Origin of the sequence: Ectobacillus ponti (assembly GCF_024294785.1) — a bacterium.
GTDB lineage: Bacteria > Bacillota > Bacilli > Bacillales > Bacillaceae_G > Ectobacillus > Ectobacillus ponti.
On the sequence record NZ_JANCLT010000005.1, the window covers coordinates 294,973 to 321,638 of the forward strand.

At 50.0% G+C, this 26,666-nt stretch carries 24 protein-coding genes and 1 pseudogene; 15 read left to right on the forward strand and 10 right to left on the reverse strand.

Annotation, left to right across the window (positions count from 1 at the left end; genetic code table 11):
* Positions 1-230: 230 nt before the first annotated feature.
* The 3 genes and pseudogenes from NK662_RS12115 to NK662_RS24400 form a co-directional block, all read left to right on the forward strand.
* Complete coding sequence (locus NK662_RS12115) at positions 231-2,225, forward strand: alpha-amylase family glycosyl hydrolase (protein WP_254759194.1); 1,995 nt, start codon at positions 231-233, stop codon at positions 2,223-2,225.
* Between the two features lie 431 nt (positions 2,226-2,656).
* A complete protein-coding gene (locus tag NK662_RS12120) occupies positions 2,657-2,917 on the forward strand; it encodes a TetR-like C-terminal domain-containing protein (protein ID WP_254759195.1) in 261 nt (86 codons plus the stop codon).
* A 15-nt stretch (positions 2,918-2,932) separates the two neighbouring features.
* Positions 2,933-3,061, forward strand: a pseudogene (locus NK662_RS24400) (TetR-like C-terminal domain-containing protein); the annotation flags it as partial.
* Positions 3,062-3,190: 129 nt separating this feature from the next.
* Here the strand turns inward: NK662_RS24400 and NK662_RS12125 are convergent.
* A complete protein-coding gene (locus NK662_RS12125; RefSeq protein WP_254759196.1) occupies positions 3,191-3,355 on the reverse strand; it encodes a hypothetical protein in 165 nt (54 codons plus the stop codon).
* 35 nt (positions 3,356-3,390) lie between these two features.
* On the opposite strand from NK662_RS12125, the gene NK662_RS12130 reads away from it, so the two are divergent.
* From NK662_RS12130 to NK662_RS12140, 3 genes are all read left to right on the forward strand, one after another.
* Complete coding sequence (locus NK662_RS12130; RefSeq protein ID WP_254759197.1) at positions 3,391-4,962, forward strand: fatty acid--CoA ligase; 1,572 nt, start codon at positions 3,391-3,393, stop codon at positions 4,960-4,962.
* Between the two features lie 262 nt (positions 4,963-5,224).
* Positions 5,225-5,419 carry a hypothetical protein gene (locus NK662_RS12135; protein WP_254759198.1) on the forward strand — a complete coding sequence of 65 codons (195 nt, stop codon included), beginning with the start codon at positions 5,225-5,227 and terminating at the stop codon, positions 5,417-5,419.
* Between the two features lie 156 nt (positions 5,420-5,575).
* On the forward strand, positions 5,576-6,478 hold the full coding sequence (locus NK662_RS12140) for a nitroreductase family protein (RefSeq protein WP_254759199.1): 903 nt from the start codon (positions 5,576-5,578) through the stop codon (positions 6,476-6,478).
* Between the two features lie 57 nt (positions 6,479-6,535).
* On the opposite strand, the gene NK662_RS12145 is transcribed toward NK662_RS12140, so the two are convergent.
* Both NK662_RS12145 and NK662_RS12150 read right to left on the reverse strand, forming a co-directional pair.
* On the reverse strand, positions 6,536-6,772 hold the full coding sequence (locus NK662_RS12145; RefSeq protein ID WP_438503614.1) for a hypothetical protein: 237 nt from the start codon (positions 6,770-6,772) through the stop codon (positions 6,536-6,538).
* 2 nt (positions 6,773-6,774) lie between these two features.
* Positions 6,775-7,032 carry a hypothetical protein gene (locus NK662_RS12150; protein WP_254759200.1) on the reverse strand — a complete coding sequence of 86 codons (258 nt, stop codon included), beginning with the start codon at positions 7,030-7,032 and terminating at the stop codon, positions 6,775-6,777.
* A 75-nt stretch (positions 7,033-7,107) separates the two neighbouring features.
* On the opposite strand from NK662_RS12150, the gene NK662_RS12155 reads away from it, so the two are divergent.
* The gene (locus NK662_RS12155) at positions 7,108-7,680 is read left to right on the forward strand and encodes an Hsp20/alpha crystallin family protein (protein ID WP_254759201.1); all 573 of its coding nucleotides are present in this window, start codon (positions 7,108-7,110) and stop codon (positions 7,678-7,680) included.
* A 2-nt stretch (positions 7,681-7,682) separates the two neighbouring features.
* Here NK662_RS12155 and NK662_RS12160 read toward each other — a convergent pair whose 3' ends face one another.
* Positions 7,683-7,907 (reverse strand): hypothetical protein, encoded by a 225-nt coding sequence (locus NK662_RS12160; protein WP_254759202.1) that lies wholly within the window; start codon positions 7,905-7,907, stop codon positions 7,683-7,685.
* A gap of 107 nt (positions 7,908-8,014) precedes the next feature.
* On the opposite strand from NK662_RS12160, the gene NK662_RS12165 reads away from it, so the two are divergent.
* Entirely contained in the window at positions 8,015-8,416 is a 402-nt protein-coding gene (locus tag NK662_RS12165) for a hypothetical protein (RefSeq protein WP_254759203.1), read from the forward strand.
* On the opposite strand, the gene NK662_RS12170 is transcribed toward NK662_RS12165, so the two are convergent.
* Positions 8,413-9,120, reverse strand: a complete 708-nt coding sequence (locus NK662_RS12170; protein ID WP_254759204.1) for a YetF domain-containing protein — start codon at positions 9,118-9,120, stop codon at positions 8,413-8,415. The genes NK662_RS12165 and NK662_RS12170 overlap by 4 nt on opposite strands.
* Before the next feature lie 258 nt (positions 9,121-9,378).
* On the opposite strand from NK662_RS12170, the gene NK662_RS12175 reads away from it, so the two are divergent.
* On the forward strand, positions 9,379-10,500 hold the full coding sequence (locus NK662_RS12175) for an MGDG synthase family glycosyltransferase (protein WP_254759205.1): 1,122 nt from the start codon (positions 9,379-9,381) through the stop codon (positions 10,498-10,500).
* 309 nt (positions 10,501-10,809) lie between these two features.
* Here NK662_RS12175 and NK662_RS12180 read toward each other — a convergent pair whose 3' ends face one another.
* The 3 genes from NK662_RS12180 to NK662_RS12190 all read right to left on the reverse strand — a co-directional run bounded on the left by NK662_RS12180 (position 10,810) and on the right by NK662_RS12190 (position 16,593).
* Positions 10,810-12,210 (reverse strand): HAMP domain-containing sensor histidine kinase, encoded by a 1,401-nt coding sequence (locus NK662_RS12180; RefSeq protein ID WP_254759206.1) that lies wholly within the window; start codon positions 12,208-12,210, stop codon positions 10,810-10,812.
* On the reverse strand, positions 12,207-12,881 hold the full coding sequence (locus tag NK662_RS12185) for a response regulator transcription factor (protein ID WP_254759207.1): 675 nt from the start codon (positions 12,879-12,881) through the stop codon (positions 12,207-12,209). The genes NK662_RS12180 and NK662_RS12185 overlap by 4 nt, the downstream gene beginning before the upstream one ends.
* A gap of 196 nt (positions 12,882-13,077) precedes the next feature.
* Positions 13,078-16,593 (reverse strand): efflux RND transporter permease subunit, encoded by a 3,516-nt coding sequence (locus NK662_RS12190; protein ID WP_254759208.1) that lies wholly within the window; start codon positions 16,591-16,593, stop codon positions 13,078-13,080.
* A 209-nt stretch (positions 16,594-16,802) separates the two neighbouring features.
* On the opposite strand from NK662_RS12190, the gene NK662_RS12195 reads away from it, so the two are divergent.
* Positions 16,803-17,645 carry a TetR/AcrR family transcriptional regulator gene (locus NK662_RS12195; protein ID WP_254759209.1) on the forward strand — a complete coding sequence of 281 codons (843 nt, stop codon included), beginning with the start codon at positions 16,803-16,805 and terminating at the stop codon, positions 17,643-17,645.
* A 38-nt stretch (positions 17,646-17,683) separates the two neighbouring features.
* Here the strand turns inward: NK662_RS12195 and NK662_RS12200 are convergent, their stop codons facing one another.
* On the reverse strand, positions 17,684-18,349 hold the full coding sequence (locus tag NK662_RS12200; protein WP_254759210.1) for a hypothetical protein: 666 nt from the start codon (positions 18,347-18,349) through the stop codon (positions 17,684-17,686).
* A gap of 703 nt (positions 18,350-19,052) precedes the next feature.
* On the opposite strand from NK662_RS12200, the gene NK662_RS12205 reads away from it, so the two are divergent.
* From NK662_RS12205 to gntK (NK662_RS12220), 4 genes are all read left to right on the forward strand, one after another.
* A complete protein-coding gene (locus NK662_RS12205; RefSeq protein WP_254759211.1) occupies positions 19,053-20,435 on the forward strand; it encodes a L,D-transpeptidase family protein in 1,383 nt (460 codons plus the stop codon).
* Between the two features lie 157 nt (positions 20,436-20,592).
* The gene (locus NK662_RS12210; protein ID WP_254759212.1) at positions 20,593-20,820 is read left to right on the forward strand and encodes a hypothetical protein; all 228 of its coding nucleotides are present in this window, start codon (positions 20,593-20,595) and stop codon (positions 20,818-20,820) included.
* Between the two features lie 310 nt (positions 20,821-21,130).
* Positions 21,131-22,450: a GntT/GntP/DsdX family permease gene (locus NK662_RS12215; RefSeq protein ID WP_254759213.1), complete on the forward strand. Its 1,320-nt coding sequence runs from the start codon at positions 21,131-21,133 to the stop codon at positions 22,448-22,450.
* Positions 22,451-22,609: 159 nt separating this feature from the next.
* Positions 22,610-24,151: a gluconokinase gene (gntK, locus tag NK662_RS12220; RefSeq protein WP_254759214.1), complete on the forward strand. Its 1,542-nt coding sequence runs from the start codon at positions 22,610-22,612 to the stop codon at positions 24,149-24,151.
* A gap of 8 nt (positions 24,152-24,159) precedes the next feature.
* On the opposite strand, the gene NK662_RS12225 is transcribed toward gntK (NK662_RS12220), so the two are convergent.
* Positions 24,160-24,975 (reverse strand): MurR/RpiR family transcriptional regulator, encoded by an 816-nt coding sequence (locus NK662_RS12225; protein ID WP_254759215.1) that lies wholly within the window; start codon positions 24,973-24,975, stop codon positions 24,160-24,162.
* Between the two features lie 138 nt (positions 24,976-25,113).
* Here NK662_RS12225 and gntK (NK662_RS12230) point away from each other — a divergent pair, with 138 nt between their 5' ends.
* Positions 25,114-26,646: a gluconokinase gene (gntK, locus tag NK662_RS12230; RefSeq protein ID WP_254759216.1), complete on the forward strand. Its 1,533-nt coding sequence runs from the start codon at positions 25,114-25,116 to the stop codon at positions 26,644-26,646.
* Positions 26,647-26,666 lie beyond the last annotated feature (20 nt).

A 26,666-nucleotide genomic window follows, 5' to 3' on the forward strand; every position in this document is an offset into this window, starting at 1 on the left:
AATGTAAAAGACCGGCAGTTTTTGTCGTAATTTCTGTATGTATGCCGCGGCGGGACTATAACGAAGAAATCGGCTGTTCCTCTCAAGTGAGAGGAAGCCGTCTTGTTTTGAAGAAAATTGGAAAAAATTAGAGATGGAGTTGCTTATTGGGGGGCAGAAAGCAGTAGGGCAATCCTGCTGAATGATATTCTGAAGCATTCAATTTTTTATTAAGGAAAGGAGGCTGCATCATGAATCAGGAATACCGAATTTTACAAATAGATCCATATTTGAAATCGTTTGCTGCTGACATTGCACTGCGGATGAACCGCTACAAAACGCACAGACGCCGTCTTGTTGAAGACGGCCAATCGATTTCTTCCTTTGCCAACGGCCATCTGTATTTCGGTTTTCATGCTACAGAAGCCGGCTGGGCATACAGAGAGTGGGCTCCCAATGCGCAAGCCATTTCCCTCATTGGAGATTTCAACGAATGGAATCCTGAAAATCATCGGCTGAAGCGGCTGGAAAATGGCGTGTGGGAGCTGCTCGTTACAGGAGACTTGCCCCATGGTTCAAGGGTTAGACTGAAGCTGAAAGCCAACGGACATACATACGACCGCATCCCGCTGTATTGTAAAAGAGTGGTGCAGGACCCAGATTCAAACGTATTTGACGGGATGATCTGGAGTCCGCCTCTTCCCTATGAGTGGCGGCATGAAGCGTTTTTGCCGCAGCGGCCGCTTTATATTTATGAATGCCATATTGGCATGTCCGGCGAAAAAGAGGGGGTATCCTCTTTTTTGGAGTTCGCGGATCACGTGTTGCCCCGCATTCACAAGCTGGGCTATACAGCAATTCAAATCATGGCAATCATGGAGCATCCCTATTATGGCTCCTTTGGATATCAGGTTTCCAACTTCTTTGCCGTATCCTCCCGCTTCGGCACACCTGAGGAATTCAAGCTGCTTGTAGACCGGGCCCACAGCATGGGAATCGCAGTCATTATGGATTTAGTACACTCACATACTGTGAAAAATACAGTGGAGGGATTGGCGGAGTTTGATGGAACTGACTATCAATTTTGCCATCAAGGGAACAGGGGGCATCATCCTGATTGGCATACACGCTTATTTAATTATGGGAAGCCGGAGGTGCAGCATTTTTTATTGTCCAATGTGAAATATTGGCTGACGGAATACCGCTTGGACGGCTTTCGTTTTGATGGTGTGACCTCTATGCTGTATCATCACCGGGGGAGAGGAGTTTCATTCGATGCCTATCATAAATACTTTTCCATGAACGCCGATTTGGAGGCCATTGCATATTTGCAGCTGGCTGCGGAGCTTGCAAAGGAAATCAACCCGAATTGCATGCTGATTGCGGAAGATATGAGCGGGATGCCGGGGATGTGTCTGCCTATTGCGGATGGGGGCATCGGCTTTGATTATCGTCTTGGCATGGGGCTGCCTGACCTGCTTATTAAAATGATGAGAATAAAGGATGAGCACTGGCATTTGGGATCATTGTGGCATGAATTAACAAACCGCCGGCCACTGGAAAAAGTGATTGGCTATACCGAGTCGCATGACCAAGCCATTGTGGGCGACAAGACGCTGATGCACTGGCTGGCAGATCAAGATGTATATTGGCATATGAGCAAGGGCGACCATCATGAGAGAACGGAGAGGGCTATATCCTTGCATAAACTCCTGCGCTTTATTACCTGTACGGCGGGCGGCGAGGGATATCTCAACTTTATGGGAAATGAATTTGGCCACCCTGAATGGATTGATTTTCCGCGTGAGGGCAATGGCTGGAGCTACAAATATGCAAGACGGCAATGGAGTCTGGCGGATGATGCAGGTCTGAAGTACGAGTATCTTGCACACTTTGATGCAGCTATGCTGAGTTTCTTGAAGAGAGAGGGGCTGCATCAAGAGCCTGCGCAGCTTCTATATATTCATGAGTCCGATAAAATAGTGGCATTCATCAAGGGGCGGTATACCTTTTTGTTCAATTTCCATGCGGAAAACAGCTATGTACATAAGCTGGAGGATCCGTCCTCGTTTCAGCTTGTATTTCATAGCGCCTGGCAGCAGTTCGGCGGCTTTGTGGATGATGCACTGAACACTGGCTTGCTTCGTGAGGATGGGGCAGTGGTGGACCGGCGGACGGCAGTGGTGCTGGAGAAAGTGCAGAAGGGACTGCAGTATCCAAGGGAGAATCATGTATTTCCTGCCTAAGTTATGTAATGATGCAGAAGGTCATGAATAGAATTTTCATATATTTTCCGTATATAAAGATAGTTAAGTGGTACATTACATGAGTTTCTTGATAAAATATAGCCATACAGAGAACAGTGGAACAGCAGTCTGTTTCTTGCAACAATCTATGTGTCCTGTTGCCGGAAGGCTGTGTAACCGGTACGGCAGCCGGTTTTTAAAGCAGGCTATGAAGGAAGCAGAATTATAAATGCCGGCCAGGGAGTCTGAGGGAATAAAAAGCCGGCGGAACCGCCGGCTTTTTATGGGATATACAGATGAGTGATCATACGTTTTACAGCAACACGCTTGATGATTGGATAAGGTTAATATGCAGTCCATCCGGCATCTGCTGTAATCACAGTTCCGTTTACAAACACTATCAATATAAAGAAGATTTGCTGGAGGGGCTTATGGAAGATGTGCTTGCGGATTTGGCTGTTTCATACCGGGAACCGTACAGAAACCAGGCTCACTTGGAAATCGGCAAGCTGACAGCCTCTGCCATTAAAATCTTTGAACATGTAGAGAGGCATGCCAAGCTCTATACACTAGTCATAGAAGCACGGGCTCTGCCTGGTTTTCAAAATCGGATTGGAGATGTGCTGAGAGATTTAATTCTGCAGGACTTACATAGCTATTCTCTGCCTGCCAAAATGAATCGTGAATTGTAAGGAAGCTATCATGCCTACTCCATTTTAGGCATGATTACAGAGTGGGTGGAAGGCGGATTTAGATACAGCACCGCATATATGGCAGAACAGCTGTTGGAAATTCTTAAAATAAGCCCGGCAACCGCATCATCTGTTGCAAAGTAGATTTGTAGTGCAGTGCAATTATGATAGAGCAATAGAAAAAAAGAGCGAAACGAGGGTGGGCTTTGTAGAAATTCCTGCTTCTTTGTCATCTATCTCAGGCTGGAATATTTATGGAATAGGATGGTACAATTAATAAAAGCTATCATTCAGATTTTTCAGAAAGAAACGGTGGGACAGCCAGTCTGAAGATAGGAACAACGAGTCAGAACTGGAGGATGGATTGCGCTTCAGATTGGAGAAGACCAGTGTTATAAGGCGGTGCAGGCGAGGCGGGTTCATCAGCTCCTGCTTCATCACAGCACCGCCCCACTTGAGAAGGGGGAAGGCAAATGGGCATAACGATTGGCAAAATCTTTGATCTCACGGTGAAAAGGTACCCGCAGAAGGAAGCGCTTTATGATGTCCGGAAAAACGTCCGCTTCACCTACAGCGAGTGGAGCAGAGAGGTGAACAAGCTGGCCAATGCCCTCCTGCAAGAGGGAGTCGGCAAAGGGGACCGGGTTTCCACCTTCTTGTTTAATACAGAGGAACTGGCAACAGTGTTTCTTGCCTGCGCCAAAATCGGAGCCGTGTTCAATCCAATTAACTTTCGCCTGATGGGGGAGGAGGTGGCCTATATTCTGGCGGATGCCGAGCCGAAGGTGGTTCTGTTTGAAAAAGCGCTTGAGCCGGTCGTCTCCAGCATTGAAAGCCGGTTTCCCCGCACCGCATTTTGGTTTATTGATGAGGCAGCGCCTGCTTATGCGGCAAGCTATCGTGAAAAGGTGGAAGCAGCTTCAGACCAGGACATGTCTGCCAAGGTGCACGAGGATGACCTGTATGCCATCATGTATACGAGCGGAACAACAGGCCGGCCGAAGGGAGTGATGCATCTGCATCGGGACATGCTGGAGCAAAGCGTACTCCTCATCAATGCCACAAAGCTGCACCGGGATGACGTTGGCCTTGTGGCAGCTCCGATGTTTCATTGCGCCGAGCTTCATTGCGCCTTTTTGCCGCGTGTGCATGTGGGCGCAAAGCATGTGATTCTGCATCAGTTTGAACCGAAACAAGCACTGCAGGCCATTGAATCAGAAGGAGTGACAAAGCTGTTTGCCGCTCCTACAATGTGGAATATGCTGCTTCAGGAGGATTTGGGCAGCTATCGGCTAAACAGCTTGAAGCTTGGCCTCTACGGGGCAGCCCCAATGGCGCCTGCCTTGGTCCGTGCCTGCCGTGACCAGCTGGGCATTTCTCTTGTGCAGGCCTACGGGATGACAGAAATGGGGCCTGCCATCACCTTGTTGTCCGAGGAAGACCAGCTGACGAGGGCTGGTTCCGCCGGCCAAGCCTGTCTGAACCATGAAATCAGGGTGGTCCGTCCACGGGAGGATGGCCCGTCAGATCCGGATGATATTCTGCCGCCTGGAGAGAACGGGGAAATTATCGTTCAAGGCCCGTGTATGATGACCGGTTATTTTAACCGCAGGGAAGCGACGGAGAAAGCGATGTTTAAAGGCTGGTACCATTCCGGGGATATCGGATATTTGGATGAAGACGGCTATCTTTGGGTCAAGGATAGAGTAGATGATATGATTATTTCGGGAGGAGAAAACATCTATCCGCGCGAAGTGGAGGACGTCCTGTACGAGCATAAGGGCGTTTTGGATGTTGCCATTATCGGGGAGCCTGATGACAGATGGGGCGAGCGTGTGACGGCGTTTGTCGTCTTAAAAGACCCGTCCGTGACGGAACAGGAGCTGGATGAGCTCTGTAAGAACAGCGACAGGCTTGCGAACTACAAGCGTCCGCGGAAATATATGTTTGTGGAAGCGCTTCCGAGGAATGCGAGCGGAAAAATCCAGAAGTTTATGCTGAGACAGAAGCTGGAGGAACTGAGAAGCGGCGGATGGCGCGCTTGAGGGCGGATGCAGCGGAATCAAGTAACAGCTGTCAGGAGGGCAAAATATGCCCTTTTTTTTCTGCCCCCCTAGATGTAATGAAGCATCTGCTGTTGGCCGGAGTATTGTGCAGAACCCATAAGGTCTGTCTGTTGATTCTAAAACAAGCCCGCACCTGTTCTCCTTTTCTGTGATAAAATGAAGGAAAAGCGCTGCAGCATTTGAGCGGCCGGCGCATCTCAAATAAGTGGAACAGGGAAAAGGTTTCAGGGGGAGAAGAGAAATGAAATTTGCTCTTGTATTGGTCGTGATCATCGGCGTGGTTTCACTCGTGAGCACAATTCTTGTGGCGAACCGGGTAGAGGCGGAATACAGCAAGTCTGTAAAGCGAAATCTCACCAATCTGACTCTTATGTATGTGCTGTTGTTTCTGGTGCTTTCTGTCGGCATTGTATGGTACATAGTTGGAGTCAGGTAACTGCTTTGCAGCAACAGACAGCCTTGCAGAATTCCATTGCCGGGAATACATTTGAAGAGGGGCAGCCCGTACCGGCAAGCAGGTTGTCGGTAAACGGGACATAATAGTCGAGAGAGGCTCCATGTTGCATTGTGCAGGAAAAGGACGTGTGGATGTATGATAGAAGTATTTACAGTGCCATTGGCAGAAGTCGTACGGGCAAGGTCATCAGTCCGGGCTTACCATCGTGAGCCAATTGCGAAAGAGGTGCTGCATCAGCTGGAGACTTATATGGAGCAGGCGCGCGGCAAAGTGAAAGCCGGCATTCGTCTGGAGATGATTGATGTTCCCAGCCTGGAGCAGGAGAAGGGTGTGAAACTCGGCACATACGGAGTGATTCGCGGCACTTCCACCTTTATTGTTCCCGCAGTACAACGGGCCGAAATGGATTTGGAGCATATGGGCTATATCATGGAGCATGCTGTTTTGTATGCTGCGTCCCTTGGACTGGGAACGTGCTGGCTCGGGGGGACGTTCACGCGAAGTGAGTTCGGGAAGGCATTGGAAATTCGTGAGGGAGAGTACATCCCGGCCATCATCGCACTGGGCTACCCGCGCGGGGGGCGGGATCTTCTCGGATCGCTGATGCGGGCCGCGGCAGGCTCAAAGTCACGCAAGCCATGGCAGGATGTATTTTTCGACCGCGCCTTCACCCATCCGCTCACTCCAGAGGAAGCGGGAGCATTTGCCCAAGTGCTGGAGCTGGTGCGGTTGGCGCCGTCTGGCTCAAACAAGCAGCCGTGGCGCATCGTGCGGGATCGAGACCGGTATCATTTCTATTTGGCCCACACAAAGGGCTACTCCTCTTCGCGCGGCTTCAGCCCGCAGCGCATTGATATCGGCATTGCCATGTGCCATTTCGAGCTGGCAGCGGAGGAGCTGGGAGAGCAGGGAAGGTGGGTGCGGCAGGAGCCCCATGGAGCTATGGCACCCCCGGATACAGAATATGTCATCAGCTGGATGCAGGAGGGTCCCGAAGGTCCGCCAGCGGCCGTTAAGCAGCAATCCCTGCAAAAATAAACCAAACAAAAGCATCACCTGCCGTTTTGGATAGGTGATGCTTTTGTGTTTCAGCATTTATATCACACTCGCCTTAGAGGAAGGAGAATCCAGAACATCGGGATCGGTCACTGTAGAAATCGGGATGTTGATCAGCACAAAGTCACCGTTCTCCTCACCGAAGCCATAGTTGCGTTTTTCTGATACGAACGAATCCACCTGCAGGTAAGGACCGACTACGGCAGAGGAATCGTGGTCCACTACATTAATCTTCATGCCTAAAAAGTTGACAATCATTGGCGCGAAATTCAACATGGTCACTTCCTCCCCACATGTGGCGCATTGGATTCAAAGGATGCCAGAGAATCCAGCTGATCGCGGTCATCCACAGCGCTCCGTGTTGCAACAAAGTCGCTGCCATCTCCAAAGTTTTGGCCGTAGCCTTGATTCTTTTTATCGGAATTATGCCAATCGGCCAGCAAATTTTGTCCGATGTTCACTGCCGAAGCATTTTCAAAGGAATTTATCTTCAACAGAAAAATATTAATATTAACGTAAGGTACTGGTGCAGGCATCGAAAGGCCCACCTCCTTTTTTATCTTCAAGTATATGTCTCTCTGTGAAATTTATGATGGATGAGGAGGGAAGCTGTGGACACGGAAAAAATAAAGCAACTGATGGACTTGGCATCAAACATATACGGAACGAGCTTTTGGAAGGATATCTTTGAACCGGGCGCCATGAATTCTTTTATGGGTGACGGAGCAGAGAAGCTGGAGGCGTTAAAGAACATGATGGGCAGCACCTCTCCACAGGGGCAGGCACCTGAGGCCGGCCAACGGGCATATCAAGGATCGGCTTCAGAACCAAGCACAGCTCCAGCGCCGGCTTTGGAGAACACTCCGCAGTTCCCGCTGGCAGATATCATTAAAAAAGACGGGAAGGTCATCGTCCTGATTGACCTGCCCGGCATCAATAAAGAAGATGTGCAGCTGATGATGAACCGAAATCATTTGGTGATAAAAGGGACTCCAAAATCAAAAGTAAAGGAAAGTGATGTGGAAATTGTGCTGTATGAAAGAAAGCATGGGCCGTTTGAGCGCCGCATCCTGCTGCCGGAACCGACAGACGGCAGCAACATTACAGCGAAATTTCATAATGGCGTCCTTCAGGTAAGCTATCCCATTATGGAGCAAACGGGCGAGATCATTCCCATTGATTGAAGCTATTTTTTCAAGCTCAGGCTATCCGCCATGTCGGTATCGTCGACAAACGAGATGGGGATGTGGATCTCTACGCTGTCGGCATTTTGTTCGCCAAACCCTTCGTTTTTATGGGTGCTGTTGTTCCGGTTCAGAATCATGTTTGAGCCTGTGGATAGATTGCTGCCGTGTTCCATCGTATTCACTTTTATATACTTCAGGTTGATGACTGAAGGGATAAAAAACATGCTGCCTTCCTCCTTCCTTTTGGCTGTTGATGAGAATCATGGACATGTTCCGGGGGAGCGGACATATACTGAATAACAGAAACTGTCCATAGAAGCGGGGACTTACTATGCTATTTAAAAAAATATTCTCTTCCTCCCAGGAAGATGACAAATACAGCAAGCTTGAACAGAAGCTGCAGGCACTGGAGCTGGAGCTGCAAAAGCTGCAGCTCTTGGAGGAGAAGTGGGAGACAAAGGAGGAGAAGACTGTGCAGCCTCCTGTTGTCATTGAAAGAGTCCATATTGATAAAGTGGTATTTGATAAATTCGAACTGAATAATAATTTTGGCCAGCTTGGCATTAAGGAGCTGAAGGGAAAGCTGAATATTGGCGCAACCTATGGCAGTGATATGTTCCAGCCTGAAGAAGAGGCTAAGCCGCAGCAGGAGAAAAGCAAAGAGAAAGCAGAGAAGCCCGCAAAAGACGGGCCTGCCGTTAACATCCGGTCAAGAGGGACAAGTTTCACCTAGCGGCTTTCATGCAGCAGGTCTTGGCGTCTATCAACGTATAGTGTGCCATCCTGTTGCACTTCTGCATAAAACACATCTGCCAGGGACAGAATCCCGATTTGGCGCAACTGCTGCTCCAGCCACTCCTTTGTAATGTGCAGTCTGCCTGCATTTTCTTGGTTCAGTGTGCCGTCTGAAACAATTTCAAGTGCAACAGGAAGCACATGCTGCTTAATGCCGCTGATATGTATACTTGGCGCCGGAGCAGTCTCTTGATTTTCCTTTTTCACTACAGAAAGCTTGCCGTCCACCTCAAGAATGGCATAGGAAACATCAGAAAATGAAAACACATCCTTTTCCCGCAACAGCACAGTGAGAGCGTCAAGATCCAAGCGCAGCTTACGCAAGGCGCCTTCCAGTATCTTTCCGTCCTTCATTACGACTACAGGCTCTCCTTCCAACAGCTTTCTGGCTCCCCTGGATTTAATATGCAGGAACCCCATGGCAATAGTGACGATGCTCCAGCCAATCAAAGCCAGAAGCCCATCCCGTAGGTTAAGGCTGGGGTCTATCACTACAGCTCCCCCGATTGCGCCAAGCGTAATTGCCGAAACAAAATTAAAAAAGGTTAACTGGCTAATTTCTTTTCTCCCCATGATTCGCGTAAGTGCCAACAAAATCAAGAAGGTAAGAACGACTCTGGCGGCTAACTCGAATATATTCATACAAGCTGAAACCTGCCTTTCCTGCGGATTTAACCACCCTGTATCTTCATTTTGCTCTCTTTATCGCAAGACATGCGCAGCCTCTGCATAGATTTCCTGTTTAAAAACAGATGAGAAGGGAGGGCGCAGGAAAGATGAGAAAATTCTCATGCTGTTTTCATTCATTCTATGGCAAGAGGCTTTATGATAAGCATATACAAAAGAAATCCCGGACAGAGCAATATGCAATCAAGGTAGGGAAAGGCGGATGAGGGAAAGATGAGACAGCCAAAGGTGTTATTGATTACTGCCAGCTTTGGAAACGGGCACAATCAGGTGTCACGTGTCCTAAAGCACGCTTTTGAAGAATTCGGCATCGGAAATGTAGAGGTTTGCGACTTATATGCGGAAGCCTATCCGCATTGGAATGAGATCGCAAAATTTCTTTACAAGCAGGCGTTTACGATTGGGCCTTCTTTGTACAAGAAGTTTTTTTATTTTATGGATAAACGGTATGGAACAACGGCCACCAAGTGGTACATGAGACTGGGTGAAAAGAAGCTGGAGCATATCCTTGAAGAAAAGAAGCCGGATATTATCATCACGACTTTCCCGGTCGGTACAGTGCCGGAGCTCCGCAAAACAAAATCGTATAAGTTTCAGCTGTATACGGTGGTGACGGATTATTGTCTGCACCGTACCTGGGTACACGAGGAGATAGATAGATATTATGTGGCGACGGAAGCGGTAAAGCAGAAGCTATGTATGAATGGAGTGCCAGCGGAAAATATTCGAGTCAGCGGCATTCCCATCCGCAAAGAATTTGAATATGCCCGCAGCCGCAGCCGTATTATGGAGAAATATAAGATTTCCCCTGATTATAAAAAGGTGCTGATTGTGGCCGGAGCGCAGGGAGTTGTCAAGCATATTGGATGGATTGCGGAACGGTTATTGGAGGACCCTGCCGTACAGCTGCTGATTGTATGCGGGCGCAATGAAAAGCTGTACCAGCAGCTGGCGGTGCTGCAGCCATTCTATGGCAGCCGATTGCAGGTGTTTGCCTATGTGGAGAAGATCCATGAGCTGTATGAGGCGGCAGATATCATGATTACAAAGCCGGGGGGCATCACCTTGTCCGAAGCAGTGGCCAAGAAGCTGCCGACCGTATTATATAAGCCTGTGCCGGGACAGGAGCAGGAGAATTCCGTATTCTTCAATCAGGCGGGAGCAGCAGTTGTGCTGCGGAATAAAGAAGAAGTGGTAAGAGAAACTCTATCGCTTCTGCATCATACAAATAGATTGCAAAACATGAAATATGCTTTAGAGGACTTGCATAAGGCGGGCAGCTCTGTCCTCATTACATCGGACATCCTGCAGTTCTTTCGGCATGCCCATGTATAAAGCAGTCTATGCGGAAAGATGAAGTCATCTGGAGTGGGTGGCTTCATTTTTATTGGCAAAGGCTTTATTGCTGCGTGCATACAGGGAAGTGCTTCCTCCTTTGCGGGCAGCAAGCTTTTAGAAAAGGGTTGTTGTCTGTACCGGCACAGGAGATTTGCACGGCTGCACGTGCATCAGCAGGCTATCAGGCGCTTCCATCTCGAATTTTACAGTTGCACAAACGGGAGGGTTTGATGAACCGCTTAAATTGCTCCCATATCTGTCAAAGTGGAGGTGGTGCGCATGATGAGAGGGCATCTGACGGATTCATCAGATGCCCGTATAAGCAGGGAAGGTGAGAGATACAGTTGTGCCTGCTCCCTCAGTGCTTCGCAGTGAAATCGTTCCGCTGTATGCCTCAACAAGACGTTTGGCGATGGCAAGGCCAAGCCCATTGCCGCCCAGCTTGCGTGAACGGGCTTTGTCAACCCGGTAGAAGCGATTGAGCACAAAGGGCAGATCCTCAGCCGGTATCCCCATTCCCCGATCCTCGACATGAATAGCTATCATTCCATCCTCCTTTGCAGTACGAACTGCAATGCTTGGCTGCTCTGTCGGGGAGTACTTGATGGCATTGTCCAGGAGAATGATGAGAGTCTGCTCCAGATAGCGTGCCGGCATGGCAATCCGGGCATCCTCCGGAAAAAGCTGCTGCTGCAGGGAAATATGCGGGTGCAGCACTTGAAAGTGGTTGGAGACAAGTGTTGCCACCTCATTGACCAGAGAAGGCTCCAGTCCTTCTGCCGGCAGCTGTTCTGACTCAGCTCTTGAGAGTGTCAGCAGCTCTGCCACAAGCGCATTCAAGCGTTCCACTTCCTTCAAGCTGGCCTGCAAGGACTTCTCAAGCACCTCCGGATCGCGTTTTCCCCACCGGTTCAGCATGGACAGATGGCCTTGAATAATGGTGAGCGGTGTCCGCAATTCGTGGGATGCATCCTCAATAAATTGCTTTTGCTGGACAAAGGATTGCTCCAGGTCATCCATCACTTCATTGAACAATATGCCAAGCTGGGCGATTTCATCCTTGCTGTCCGGAACAGGAACACGCTCCTTCATGCCATTTTTCCGAATGCGATGCATGGTATCTGTTACAACCTGTATTTTGCTTAGCAGCTGCCTGGCGATAAAGGTGCCGCCAAAAAAGCTCAGCACGAGTCCGCCCGCACCGGCGGCAAGCATAATGCCAAAGATCATATCCATAAATTTTTCGAAAATATCCATCACCTGCATGACTTCAATCGTGCCGGTAAACGAAGGGGTTTTGACGGGTGTGCGTACGATGAGGGCCTTATCTTCCCAATGCTCCGTGGCGGCCGAGCCCTCTTCCCGCGCCAGGCCCTTGGGTATTTCGCGGCTGGCAGAAGCAAGCACATTGCCGTTTTTGTCCAGAATCCGGATGAGCTGATGCTTCTCGGCTATCCCCTGCAAAAAGGCAGTGATACTGGCGGCATTTTGCGGGGAAAAGTCCATTTTGGGGTTAGCAATGTAGGCTTCAACCCCCTTGGCATAATGTTCCAGCTGCGCTGTCTCGTATTTGTCAGTCCAATGGTCCATAATGATGTATTGGACAACACTATAGGAGGCAACCAGCACAAAAATGAGAGCGGTTGACCATAATGTCAGCTTCCACTTAATCGGTATGCTTTGCAGTAGGCTTCGCAGATGACTCATCGCATGACATATCCTGCGCCGCGGATGGTTTGAATATACTTGTCTTTGTCGGAATCATGCAGTTTATTGCGCAGATAGCGCACATATACATCAACAACGTTCGTCTCAACAGCAGAATCATAGCCCCATACGTGTTCAAGCAAGATATCCCGCGTGAGCACACGGTTTACATTTCTCATAAACATGACCAATAACTCAAACTCCTTATTCGTCAGTTCAACCGCAGAGGGTCCCTTTTTCAGGATTCGCGATTCAACGTCCAATTCTAAATCCTTAAAGGACAGTACAAGCTTTTTTTCTTCTTTTTGTTTTTGTTCTCTCCTGGCGATCACCCGCATGCGGGCAAGCAACTCTTCAATGGCAAAAGGCTTGGCTACATAATCGTCGGCCCCGCTGTCCAAGCCGGTGACACGGTCCATTACACTGTCACGGGCTGTGAGCATAATAATCGGGGTATCCTTCGCAGCGCGCAGCCGGCGGCAGACCTCCAAGCCGTTGAGGCCCGGGAGCATGAGGTCCAGTAAAATGAGGTCATAGTCTTGCTGCAGCGCAGCTTCCAGGCCAGCGCGCCCGTCGTGTACAACATCCACAGCGTAGCCTTCATATCTAAGCTCCAATATAAGGAAGTCTGCCAAGCTTTCTTCATCCTCCACAATCAAGATGTGCTGCATCTGTAATCCCTCCTTGCTGTCATGAAAGGAACCGGGCAAACAGCTCTTCATGTTTTTTTCTATTTTACAAGCATCACATGAAATGAAGCAAAAGAATGCGTGAGAACAGGATGATAAGGGAATGAGAAATTTCTCATTTCATTGCTTGGGCCATTGCAAACAGGATGCCCCGCATCTTGCAGGGCATCCTGTTCTGTTATGCTGCGTCATTCATGGCTGCTTCGCGTTTTCGATCTTTCCGGTGCAAAAGCTCATAGACAACCGGAACAACAATCAGCGTCAGCAGGGTGGAAGTGGTCAACCCGCCAATTACGACGATGGCCAATGACTGTGAAAGCAGGGCGCCTTCAGATAAGCCGAAGGACATCGGCAGCAGGGCACACACCGTGGCAATGGCAGTCATCAGGATCGGGCGCAGACGGGTGGAGCCTGCTTCAATCAGGGCATCGCGGATGCCCATTCCGTTTTTGCGCTGCTGCTGCACACGGTCAATGAGCACAATTGCGTTTGTTACTACGATGCCGACAAGCATCAGAGCGCCGATCATGGCCGGCATGTCAAGCACCTTGTGGGTGAGGAACAAACCAACCAGACCGCCAATGATGGCCAACGGCAGGGAGAACAGAATCGCAAATGGCGCCCGTGCGCCGCCAAAAGCGATGACCATGACGAGGTATACTGCTCCGATGGCTACAAGCAGGGCCATGCCAAGCTGGGAGAAGCCCTCATTCATTTGCTGCGTCGCTCCGCCAATGGAGGCCTTCACGCCGCTTGGGAGCTTGGCCGCATTCAGCTTTTGCGTCACGTCCTTTGTAATGGCGCCTACATTATTTGTTTTCGCTGCCAGTGTGATTGTTGCATATTGGTCGCCGTCCTTCTCTTGGATGCTGACAGGACCCTGCACTTCCTTCACATCTGCCACATCAGAGAGGGCAATTGTTTTGCCCATCGGTGTCTTCAGCTGCAGGCCGGAAATATCTTCAAGCTTTGTCGGCGCGTCCAGCTTCAGGCCCAGGTTGACGTTTACTTCATCCTTGCCGATTTTGAAAGAAGTCACCTTCTGCTCTGTCAGCAGCTCCCGGATGGAGCCCATGATTTGCGCTGCAGACACCCCTTGCTGGGCAGCGGCATCCTGCTTGACTTTAATGTCAATCTGCGGCTTTTCTTCGCTGAGATTGTTCTTGATATCTCCAACGTTTTTAACATCCTTGAATTGCTTCATCAGGGTGTCCGTGGCAGCCTTCACATCATCGAGCTTGGAGCCGGTGACAGTGACTTCCACATTGTTGCTGGTGCCGCCATTTGTGTTTGTTTTGGATACTTCAATTTTTTCCTTGCCGGTAATCAGCGGCTTCACATCGTTCTGCAGTTGCTTTACGACTGCTGCTGTATCCGCATCCTCCTTCAGCTGGATAAAGATGCTTCCGGAGTTGGAGCCGGTGATGGCGCCGCTTGTATTCAGAGAGCCTTTTGCTGAGCCGATGCTCGTTTGATAGAAGCTGATGCTCTTTTCCTTCGTAAGCAGGGCCTCTACCTTTCTGACACCTTCGTCAGTTGCCTTCAGTGTCGTACCGCTTGGGTATGTTACATTCACGGATACGTACTTCTCCTTGGACTCCGGAATGAAGCCCGTACCGATAAACGGAACGAGGGCAAAGCTGCCGACCAACATGAGCAAGGAAATCAGAGACACCATCAGCTTATGGTTCAGCGCCCAGCGCAACACGCGCTGATACAGTTCCACGCTGCGTCCTGTTCCTTCTTCTTCGTGCTTCAGGTTTTTCTGCTTCAGCAGGAACAGTTTGGCAAGCAGCGGCACGATGGTCACTGCCACAATGAGCGATGCCAGAAGCGAGAACACGACTGTCAAAGCGAATGGCAGGAAAATTTTACCGATAATGCCGCTCACGAAACCAAGGGGCAGGAACACTGCCATGGTCGTCAGCGTGCTGGATGTAATCGCTGCCGCGACCTCTTTCACGCCAACCAAAATGACATTGGTAGGGCGCTCTTTGGATTGTGTGATATGGCGGTACGTATTTTCAATGACAACGATACTGTCATCCACAACCCGCCCTACGGCAACCGCAAGGCCGCCCAGTGTCATCACGTTCAGCGTGATGTTGAATTGCTTCAGGAACAGCATTGCAATCAAAATGGAAAGCGGAATGGAAATGACTGAAATTAAGGTGGAGCGTACGTTGCGCAGGAACAGCAAAATTACGACGCAGGCAAAAATCGCACCGAGCAGCCCTTCTTTTAGCATGCCATTGATGGATTGCTTGACCGCAACGGATTGGTCAAAGACAACTGTCAAATCTGTGCCCTTTGGCAGCTGGGCTTTCAGCTTATCCAGCTGGTCTTTTACAGCCTGTGCTGCATCTACCGTATTTGCATCCTGTGTTTTCACGATATCCAAGACGACACTCGGTGCCCCGTTTGTGCGGGAAACCGCAGTCGCTTCCTCGCTGCCGGAGGTGACTTCGGCAATGTCCTTCAACGCCACCAGCTGGATGGACTGGTCAGTGGAGGCGGAAGAATTGCCCGGTGCCGCAGCCTTTGCCGGCTGCTTCGCCGGCGCGCCTTGCGCCGTTTGGGCCTTGCTCATGGCCTCCTGGATGGCTTTCAGCTTTTCCTGCATGGAAGCCAGCGCCGTTTGGCCGATTTGAATCTGCTGTGTCAGCTGGGCGATGGTTGCCTGTGCTTTTGTTTTTTCCTCAGCAGTTGCCATCGGGTTTGCCAGCACCATGTTTTGCTGCGCGAGTGCCAGCTTGGCATCGCTCAGCTGGCTTTGTGTTTGGCTGATGGCGGCAACAAGCTGAATTTGGCCATTCAGCGCCTGGTTCATGCCAGCCATGCCTTGTCCAAGCTGTCCGACTGCCTGGCCGATTTGTCCGACTGCCTGCCCGAGATTGGCCATGCCCTGGCCAATTTGGGAGAAGCTGCTTGTCATCGCCTTTTGCGTATCCGGGAAAACCGGAATCATCAGGTTTTTCACATCATCAACGGAGGTGATTTTACCGGATAGGCGCACGGGCTTCGACTGATCGCCGATGTTCAGCGACGTAATCGGGAAGGACAGGTTATTGCCCTGCAGCTGCTGTTGCACCTGTGTCAGGGTCAGTCCTTTTTCCTTCAGCTTGTCCGGCAGCAGGCGCACATACACGCCGCTGTCCTTTTGGGTGGAGACGTTCACCTGCCCGACGCCGGCGACTGTTGTCAGGTTTGGCAGGATGTTGGCGCGCACCTGCTGCTCCAAGTCTGCATCTGACAGATTTTTGTTGGATAAAGAGACCTTCAAGATTGGGAAGGAGCCAAAGCTGATCCGTGTGATTTGGGGATCAACCACACCGTCCGGAAGCTTGACCTTCTTTACAGCATCCTCAATCTTGCTTTTCGCCGCGTCCAAATCGGCGGAGAAATCAAACTGTGCGACAATTGCGGAAATATTGTCCGTGGATGTGGTGTTTACATCCTTTAACCCGGGAATGCCGGACAATGCCTTCGCAAGCGGTTCGGAAACCAAATCGCGCACATCTGCCGGTGCTGCACCCGGATAGGGGGTAATGACAGCAATGATCGGGATATTCACATCGGGCATCGTTTCCTTCTTCAAGCCCAATGCGGAATATGTCCCGCCGGCGGCGATCAGCAGCGTAATAATTAAAATTGCCGCTGTATTGCGTAGGGAGAATCTGGTTAACCAGTTCATGAGAACCTCCTGTTTCAATTGAGATACGCTTGACCGATTGGTCATATAGCTACTATAAAGGTACGTTTCTCTGTTTGCAACAAATAAGATTTACAGGCCAGCTAACAATTATGCTGGTCAGATTGCAGATTTGCGCAAGGGGGGCCGCTCCGCTACAATAGAAAGAAATGACTGAGTGGTCACGACGCGAAGGAAGGGAGCGGCGGATGTTGGACGAACGGAAACAAAACATGCTGGAAGCAGCGCTGGCGCTGTTTGCGAAAAAGGGCTATCATGCAACCTCCATTCAGGAAATCACGCAGGCATGGGGGATTTCCAAAGGGGCTTTTTATAATAACTTCTCCTCCAAAGAGGAATTAATGTTCCATATCTTAAAATTTTACAGCGATCTCGCTTTTCAGGAGGTGCAGAGCGTAACGGAGGGAGAAACGGAAAAGGAAAACTTTGTTGCGCAAATTTGCATGCAGTTTTCTATTATCGAATCGCACAAAGAATTCATCCGGATGTATCTGACAGAGCAGCCGCAGCAGATGACAGGGGAGCTGCAGCGCTATATGCTGGAAATCCGGGCGCGTGATTTCCGCTGGTATGCCAAGCGGCTGCTTGAAGTATACGGGGCTGGAATTGAAAAGCATGTGATGGACTGCGTGCTGCTGTTTATATCCATGATGCAGGGCTACATCAGCCTGATGATTCTGGATCAGAAGGAGCTGCCATTTGACAAAACAGCCCGCTTCCTGGTGAAGCGCCTCGACAGCATCATTGTGAACCTGGAGGATGAGCCGCTGCTGACGCGGGAAATGATGCAGGGACTTTGGCAGGAGGGGGAAGAGCAGGCGGGAGAGATGCAGGAATGCTTGGCTGCACTGCGCGGGACGGTGTCCGGAGAGGAGCAGCTGGCGGCCGTCCGCACGCTGGAGGCGGAGCTTTCCCGGGAGAGGCCCCGGATGTATATGGTGGACAGTCTGCTGCTGTACCTGGAGAAGCAGATGGGTGACACAGCGCTGCAAGGCTTGAAGGAGGCAGTAGCCGCAGCCTTTGCTTCCCATTAGACGCCAAACGTGATTGCCAAGCAAAAAAGCAAGTGGGATCAGGCCACTTGCTTTTTTGCGATGGTTTGTCGCTCTACGATTTCCAGCAGAATCCAAAGACCAATGGTCACCCCGACACAGGCTCCGAAGAAGCCGCCGGCATGAAGGGCAAGTGCAATGAGCCAGGCAAAGGACATCAGCTTGTGCACCTGTCTTGTCCACTTGTTTTTAAACTTGCGGATGACATATCCGTAGCCTGCCAGAGTCAAGAGAATTAGGCCGGCAGCAATGCCGGACAGCTGGTCGCGGTCACCCAGTTTTTTGGTATACAAGAAGTATGCAGCATGCACAGCTGTCAAAACCAAAGCGGTCCATCCCGCGAAATTATGTACTTTATACAAATATTTTGCGGCTTTCTTTACCCATGGCAGCGGGGACTTGAGCTTCCTCCTGAAGCGGAACCACCAGAAGGAAACTGCGCCAAAGAAGATGGATACGTTCCCAACCTGCGTCATCCAGTCCTTCCAGCCACCGCCTTCCCCCTTTCCTCTCATCTCCTTCATTTGCTCGATTGTGAGCTTTTGTCCGTTGTTGGCTGCGTCCTGCATTTTTTGCTTCAAATCATCAGGCATTTGCTTTCCTGTTGTGGCTTGATAGATGAGAAGCGCGGCTGCAATCAGAACAACAATGACAGCCGGCAAATACGTTTTCACTTTTTGGTTCATGCCAGTGTATTTCCTCCTTTGTTTTTGGTGCAAAAGCTTGCTGGCGCACATTTCCTCCGCTTATCGCTGAAATGAGAGTATAGGAAATAGCTTCCCGCGGCTCTTGTGCGCCTATGCATCCCGGCCTGTATTTCGAAAACAGGGATGTCCCATTCAGGCTTCCTTGAATAACAAACTGCATCTGCAGGAGACTTCTTCAAGGATAAGCAGCGGAGATTGTTTCTCACAGCAGGTTTTGCGGATGAGTTGTATTTCATCATATATTGTATCACGGATTTCAGGCGTGCCGACTATGAGGAAGGTGAGCAATGTGACATTTAAAATGGAAATATGCTCCTCTTTTTGAAAGGAATTTAAGAGAAAGTTAAGGAGGATTCTATATATTCAATGCTGCAGGCCACAGCGAAAACACGGACAAGGTGTATGGCTAATGTTTCCTGTCTGTTGGCACATAGGAGACGCTCCCATCTCTTGTTTTTTATTATATAAAGATTTTGGCGAAAGTGAATCCAGTTTGAAGGGAGGATGTAATTGTTGTATATTAGGATATATTCCCATGTATGTCTGTGAGCATGCGCAGGTGTGCTGTCAGGTGCAAACTATGAATCTAGGTTCTTTCACTTCTGGTAAGAGTGTCCAGGAATGAAGGGGAATGTGTAACGCAGGAACGAATTGTAAAAATTATTCTTTGAGGTGAAGGATCTTGGATAAAAGAAAATTCCTTTTCATAGGCAGCGCAGTTCTCATCCCGGCGCTTATACTCGGTGGAATCAGCTACTATCAGGCAATACACTTTAACGCGCATATTACTATTAATGACACAGATGTCAGCGGCTTGACTGCAGACCAAGCACTTGCAAAATTGGAAGCATCTGTTCTGAAGAACGAAGTGTATGTCGGGAAGGACCGTGTTCTAGATGAGGCGGATACGAAGGCAGGCTTTTCCAATGAAGATTTGCCGCGTGTGGAAAAGCTGTTAAAAAGCCAGTGGACTTTCTTTCCTTCCTCAAAAGCAGCCTCTTATTCATTAGAACCGGGCAAGGAAGATGCGGCCCACGGGCGGGCGATGAAACAGCTTCTTGCGGACAAGCTGACAGCCATGAATCAAAGCCTGACAGCGCCCAAGGATGCACAAGCGCGCCTTGAGCAAGGGAAAGTTATCATTGCGGAGAGTGTGAAGGGAACGCAGTACGACGTTCCGGCTTTGCTGAAGGAGTTTGAGAAGCAGGGCGCACGCAGTGAGGTCCACCTGGATGCCAAGTACATAGAACCTCTCGCGGCGGACAGTCCGGCCGTCAAGAAGGAAGAGAGCATGCTGCAGGAGCTGGCGCAGCGAACGGTTGAGTATAAGGTACAGGACAAAATCTATTCTTTACAAGCGAGTGAGCTCATTCCGAATGCGACTGTGTCGAAGGACATGAAGTATCAAATTGACCCGGCCGTTATTAAGAATAAAATTTCTGAAATTAATGCAGCTCAATCCACGTTGAATAAGAATTTCACATTTCAAACACACACGGGGGCCGTGGTGGCAGTAAAAGGACAATCCTATGGCTGGTCCCTTGATGTTGCCAAAGAGGCTGTGCTGCTGCAGCAGGCCTTTGAAAAAGGGGATAAGTCTCTTGCCGCTACAAACATTTATGGTGCCGGCTATAATAGAAAAGGTGTCGGCTATCAGACAACGGCCAATAATGGCATCGGGACTACGTACGCTGAGGTTTCCATTGCAGAACAGCGGGCATGGTTTTATAAAAATGGACAATTGGTGTTCACGACCAATGTGGTGACAGGCAGACATAATACCGGCGAAGATACACCGACCGGGGTGTGGTATGTGATGTATAAGGAATCACCATCCATCCTGGAAGGCAGCAGTGTCGGCCACCCGAATTATTCGGTAAAGGTAAACTTCTGGGCTCCGTTCACAAACAGCGGGTGCGGCTTCCATGATGCCAGTTGGCGGACAAACTGGGCAAGCACAGCCTATTTGACGCAGGGGTCGGCGGGATGTGTCAATACACCCCCGGGCGTCATGCAGACGGTGTATCAAAATCTCAGCCAGAATGAACCGGTTGTTATTTATTAGGCACAACGCCATACATATGTGTAACCTGCGAAACCAGCGTTTGTCGCTGGTTTCTATTTTTACGGCGTGGCTTTTTCATTGGATGGTCTTGAACAGGAGGAGTCTGCCTACATAGAATACAGGAGTACTGGATGCTGATGAAAAAGGAGGTGATATTGTGGATATTCTGCCATTTCATCATCCGCGTTCCTTCACAACGGGGACAGCAATTGCTTTGAACTCTCTGCAGGATACGCTGCACAGCTTGCATTCATCTGGCATGTCGCCCGTTTCAGTATATCCCGGCACGATGCCGCCATACTACTATCTGCCTGCCACGCCGTACAATCCATTCATGTTTTTCAGCCCCATTCAATATATGCCACCCGCTTACCTCAGGTATTAGCAGGTACGTTTCGATGAAAGGCAGAAGAAGTTTAGGAAACCAGCGCTTGTGCTGGTTTTCTTTATGACTTTGTATCCATGGAGTAGCTTGTTTTGCGGAGGCAGAGAGCAAAAATATAGCGGGAGGGCTTGCAAAAAAACAATCAATGAGCAGAGACTTCTCAACTAAAAAGAAATAAATTTTCTTTTTAGTTATTGATGAAAGAAATTTTCTTTAGTATAATAAGCTCATGAATTGAAAGTGCTTTCATTGAGATTTGCGGAAAGCCTAAGAGTAAACTCACAGTTTCAAGGAAAAAGGGGGAAATGTAATGACTCATTTAGTTGTAGCACTACTTGCAATTATTATCGTTATCGTGGGTGTTTCCGTATTTAAATGGCATGCCTTCATCAGCTTGACCGTCGCTACACTGTTCTTGGCAGTATTTTCAGGGCTGTCCTTGGACAAGATTGTCGGCGGCATTGAAACAGGGGTGGGAGGAACGCTGGGCCACTTAGTCGGGATTTTGGCTTTGGGGACCATTTTAGGAAAGCTAATGGCAGAATCCGGCGCCGGGGTTCAAGTTGCGAACTTCTTTGTCCGCACCTTCGGCATTAAAAGGCTGCCTTGGGCTATGCTGCTTGCAGGCTTCATCGTCGGGATTCCGGTCTTTTTTGAAGTAGGAATTCTCATCGTGCTCCCGCTGGTGATTTCTTTGCAGAAAACATCCAAGCAAAACCTGCTGCTGATCGGCTTGCCGGCAATTGCAGGCTTGTCCATCGCCCATGGTTTGATTCCGCCGCACCCAGGCGCTGTTGCAGCTATTGGCATTTATAATGCCAACATGGGAAAGGTTCTGCTGTATTCTTTAATTATTGCCATTCCATCTGCTATTTTGGCGGGACCGGTATTTGCAAAATGGATTACGAAGCGGGTTACTCCGGAAGGGCAGCCTGAGTTGATTAAGATTGCCGATGCACATAAAAATTTGCCGGGAACAGGCATCTCCTTCTTTGTCATCCTGCTTCCTGTCATTCTGATGGTATTCTCAGCACTTGTTCCATTCTTGGGCTTAACGGGTGTCATGAAAAGCTTTTTCGTCTTTATCGGCAGTCCGCTCATTGCACTTTTGATTTCTGTCTTTACGGCTATGTATTTCCTTGGATTCCGCCAAGGTGTGGATAGAAAACGCATGAAAGCACTGGTGGAAGATTGCTTCCTGCCGGTCGGTTCGATCCTGGCTATTATCGGAGCGGGCGGCGGCTTTAAGCAAATTCTCATCGACAGCGGCGTAGGCAAAACAATTGGCGAAATGTCACAGCACTTCTCGCTGTCTCCGTTGGTTCTTGCATTTCTGATTGCGGGCTTGATCCGCATCGCAACAGGCTCCGCGACAGTAGCCCTGACAACGGCGGCAGGGATTGTGGCGCCAATCGTTCAAAATATGACAGGCGTGAATCTGGAGCTGCTTGTCATCGCAACCGGTGCCGGTTCCCTTATGTTCTCGCATGTGAATGACGCAGGATTCTGGATGGTAAAGGAATATTTAGGCCTGAGCGTGCCGGAAACCTTTAAAACATGGACTGTTTTGGAAACCATTCTTTCCTTTGCGGCATTCGCGCTTGCATTGGTGCTGGATGTATTTGTATAAGGATGTGCATGCTGGCTGAGGGGGTCAACCTGAAGCCAGTTTCTTTATTGGGGATGAAAAAAATTTTTTTCAGAGGTAATGAGGGGAGAATGACTCTGATTGAATACAGGCAGTATACTGCCGAAAATGCTTTGGAACGGGAAAAGGAGGGACAAGAAAATGAGTGCGAGCTATGTGATTGGTGTTGATATTGGAACGACCAGTACAAAATCCGTGTTATTTTCTGATAAAGGGGCTATTATTTCAAGTCACGCAATAGAATATCCGCTGTATTCGCCAACCCCTGATACAGCAGTGCAAGACCCGGAGGAAATCATGCATGCTGTGGTGCATACAATTCAGGCGGTTGTCACAGCCGGCGGAGTTTCTTCCGCTGACATTCTATGTGTGTCTTTCAGCTCCGCCATGCACAGTGTGATTGCGGTTGACAGGGAAGGAATCCCTTTGTCTCCCTGCATTACCTGGGCGGACAACCGCAGCGCCAAATGGGCGGATCACATTCAGGAGGAACGGAACGGCCATCAAATCTATTTGCGCACCGGCACGCCAATTCATCCCATGTCGCCGCTTTCGAAGCTGCTGTGGCTCAAGAATGAGGAGCCTGAGCTGTTTGGCAAGGCTGCCAAGTTTATCTCCATTAAGGAGTTTGTTTTCTATAAGCTGTTCGGCCGGTTTGTGGTGGACTACTCGATTGCTTCGGCAACCGGGATGTTCAATTTGCAGGAGCTCGCGTGGGACAACGAGGCGCTGCAGATAGCCGGGGTTACACCGGAGCAGCTGTCAAAGCCTGTACCGACCACCTTTTATATGACTGGACTTCATCCCGTGCATGCTGAGAAAATGGGTCTGTCCGAAAGCATGCCATTTGTGGTCGGGGCCAGTGACGGCGTGCTGTCCAATCTGGGGCTGAATGCGATTGAACCCGGCTCCCTGGCGGTTACAATCGGCACAAGCGGAGCGATTCGGACTGTGACAGACAAGCCCATTACGGATCCAAAGGGACGAACCTTCTGTTATGCGTTGACGGAGAAGCACTGGGTGATTGGCGGGCCGGTGAATAATGGGGGCATGATTTTCCGCTGGGTGAAGGACCAGATTGGCGCTGCTGAGGTGGAAGCGGCTGAAAGATTGGGAAGGAGCCCCTATGAGCTGCTGACTGAGCTGGCAGCCCAGGTGAAGCCGGGGGCGGATGGATTGCTGTTTCATCCATATCTGGCCGGCGAGCGGGCGCCGCTGTGGAATGCCAATGCCAGAGGCTCCTTCTTCGGGCTGGGGCTGCATCATAAGAGAGAGCATCTGGTCCGGGCGGTGCTGGAGGGGGTTATTTTTAACCTGTATACAGTACTGCTGGCACTGCAGGAGCTGATTGGTGAGCCCAACAAGATTCAAGCCACCGGCGGCTTCGCCCGGTCCGGGCTGTGGCGGCAAATGATGGCTGATATCTTTAATCAAGAACTGTCTGTGCCGGAGAGTCTGGAAAGCTCCTGCCTGGGAGCGGCCATTTTGGGCTTGTACAGTCTCGGAATTGTGGATTCTCTTCATGTTGTGTCCGAGATGGTCGGAGAGAGCCACTATCACCGGCCCATTGAAGAGCATGTGCAGGTGTATCAGGAGCTCGCACCCATTTATATCGGTGTTTCACGTTCCCTGCATGACGACTATCAGAGAATTGCTGCCTTTCAGAAGAAGTGGGTACACTGAAGAAAACCTCACCTGGTTGGGTGAGGTTTTGCTGCGCCCGCGGATGTATGTTGCAGAAGCGAAACGGTATGGGCATAGAGAGCGTCAAGCAGGACAAGCTGCGCGCTTCGCATGGCAAGCATTCCGGTTTCGTCCGCCCATGCGGCAAAGGAATATAATGCGATGTCCGACTGCAGGCTGAGCGGAGACTGGGGAGCGGATGTCACCGCAATGACAGCAGCACCCGTCTTTTGGATGCAGTCAAGCAGAGCAAGAGTTGCGCTGCTGCCGCCCGATTGCGAGATGATTACCGCAATATCATGCTCCGTCAGCTGAGCGGCTGTAAGAAGCTGAAGTTGTGTCTCGAGAAAGGCAAGGGCAGGCAGACCGGCTTTTGCAAATCTTTGAAAGGCATCCAAAGCAAGAACAGCGGAAGTGCCGGCACCGAAAAATTGCACCTTATGTGCTCCAAGAATCATGGAGGCTGCTTTTGCGAGGGAGAGTTGGTCCAATTGCTCATGTGTCTTTTCCAGTGAGGCAATGGCTGCCTGAAACAGTAAATCAGCCGGACTTGCAGCAGCCTTTTTTTCCTGTTTTGCCTTCGGCCCGGCGTCCATAATCTCTGAAGCAAGCGCAATTTTCATGGCTTGAAAGCCCTTAAAACCGAGCCGTTTTGAGAAGCGGAACACTGTGGCATCGGCCAGCTGCAGGTGGGCGGCAACCTCGTTAATGGCCTGATGAATGACAGCTTCCGGCTGTTCGAGAATATAGTCGGCTATTTTTTTTTCCTTTTCACTCAATTTGGAATAGATGGACCGGATCGTCCCTAAACAATTCTGCTTCATTGCTACGTCCCTTTCTGGTGTTCCTGCATTCAGTATAGCATAATTAGAGAGTGAAAAAAATTCACTTGTAACCGTTTGCCATGAGAGAATACCGTATTGAATTTTGCATTGTAATGGTTGTGTAAGGAGGGCATCAGGATGAAATATGTCATCGGAGTTGATATTGGAACGACCAGCGCCAAGGCAGTGCTGTTTGCACAGGACGGTGCAGTCGTCTCCCACCACAGTGTGGAATATCCCATGTACTCACCGACGCCGCAAACAGCGGAGCAGGACCCGGAGGAAATTTTCAGGGCAGTAGTGGATTCCATCAGAAAGACGATACAAAAAAGCAGTGTCCCACAGCAGGACATCAAATGTGTATCCTTTAGTTCGGTTATGCACAGCTTGATCGCAGTGGACCAAACCGGAAAGCCTCTGACAGAATGTATCACTTGGGCCGACAACCGCAGCTCGGAGTGGGTGGAAGCCATAAAAACAGAGATGAACGGGCATGAGATATACCATCGTACAGGCACGCCGATCCATCCGATGTCGCCGCTTGTCAAGCTTGTCTGGCTGCGGCATGAATTCGGTGAATTATTTCATCATGCTCATAAATTTATTTCGATTAAGGAGTACGTGTTCTTCAAGCTGTTCGGCCAATATGTTGTGGATTATTCCATTGCCTCAGCCACGGGTCTATTCAACATACATACGCTGTCTTGGGATGATGAAGCGCTGGCTGCAGCGGGTTTAGCTGCAGAGAAGCTTTCTGAACCTGTCCCGGCTACCCACCAAATGCAGGGACTGAAGGAACTGTATGCGAGGGAAATGAATCTTCTGTCGTCCACCCCGTTTGTTGTAGGGGCAGGGGACGGCGTACTGTCGAGTCTTGGAGTGAACGCCATTCAACCGGGTGTGGTTGCTGTGTCCATCGGCACAAGCGGGGCCATTCGCACGGTGGTGGACCATCCTGTGACAGACCCAAAGGGCCGGATTTTTTGCTATTGCCTGACTGAGAAGCATTGGGTAATTGGCGGAGCGGTCAATGGCGGCGGGATGATTTTCCGGTGGGTCCGGGACCAGCTGGGCGATGCCGAAGTGGCAACGGCCAACCGGCTCGGCAAGGATCCTTATGAGCTTCTGGCGGAGATTGCCGATCGAGTGACACCCGGATCGGACGGGCTGCTCTTTCATCCGTATTTAGCCGGTGAACGGGCCCCGCTTTGGAACTTCAATGCCCGCGGCTCCTTTTTCGGGCTGGGCATTCATCATAAGAAGGAGCATTTAATCAGGGCAGCGCTGGAGGGTGTCATCTTCAATTTGCATACTGTGCTGTTGGCCCTTTCTGAGCTGATCGGCGAGCCGAAGAAGATTCATGCTACCGGCGGCTTTGCGCGGTCGGAGCTGTGGCGGCAGATGATGGCTGACATCTTTAATCATGAAGTCTACATTCCAGAGAGCTTTGAGAGCTCCTGTTTGGGCGCGGCCATTCTGGGCTTGTACAGTCTGGGGGAGATTGAATCCCTGCATGCAGTAGAGCACATGGTTGGAGCAGTTCATCATCATGCACCCAGCTATGAGAATGCCGTTATCTATCGGGACTTAATTCCAATCTATATCCGGCTGTCCCGGCTGCTGGAGGAGGAGTATGAGAGTATTGCGGCATTTCAGCGGAAGTGGGTATAGCAGGCATCCTGAAGAAGGCC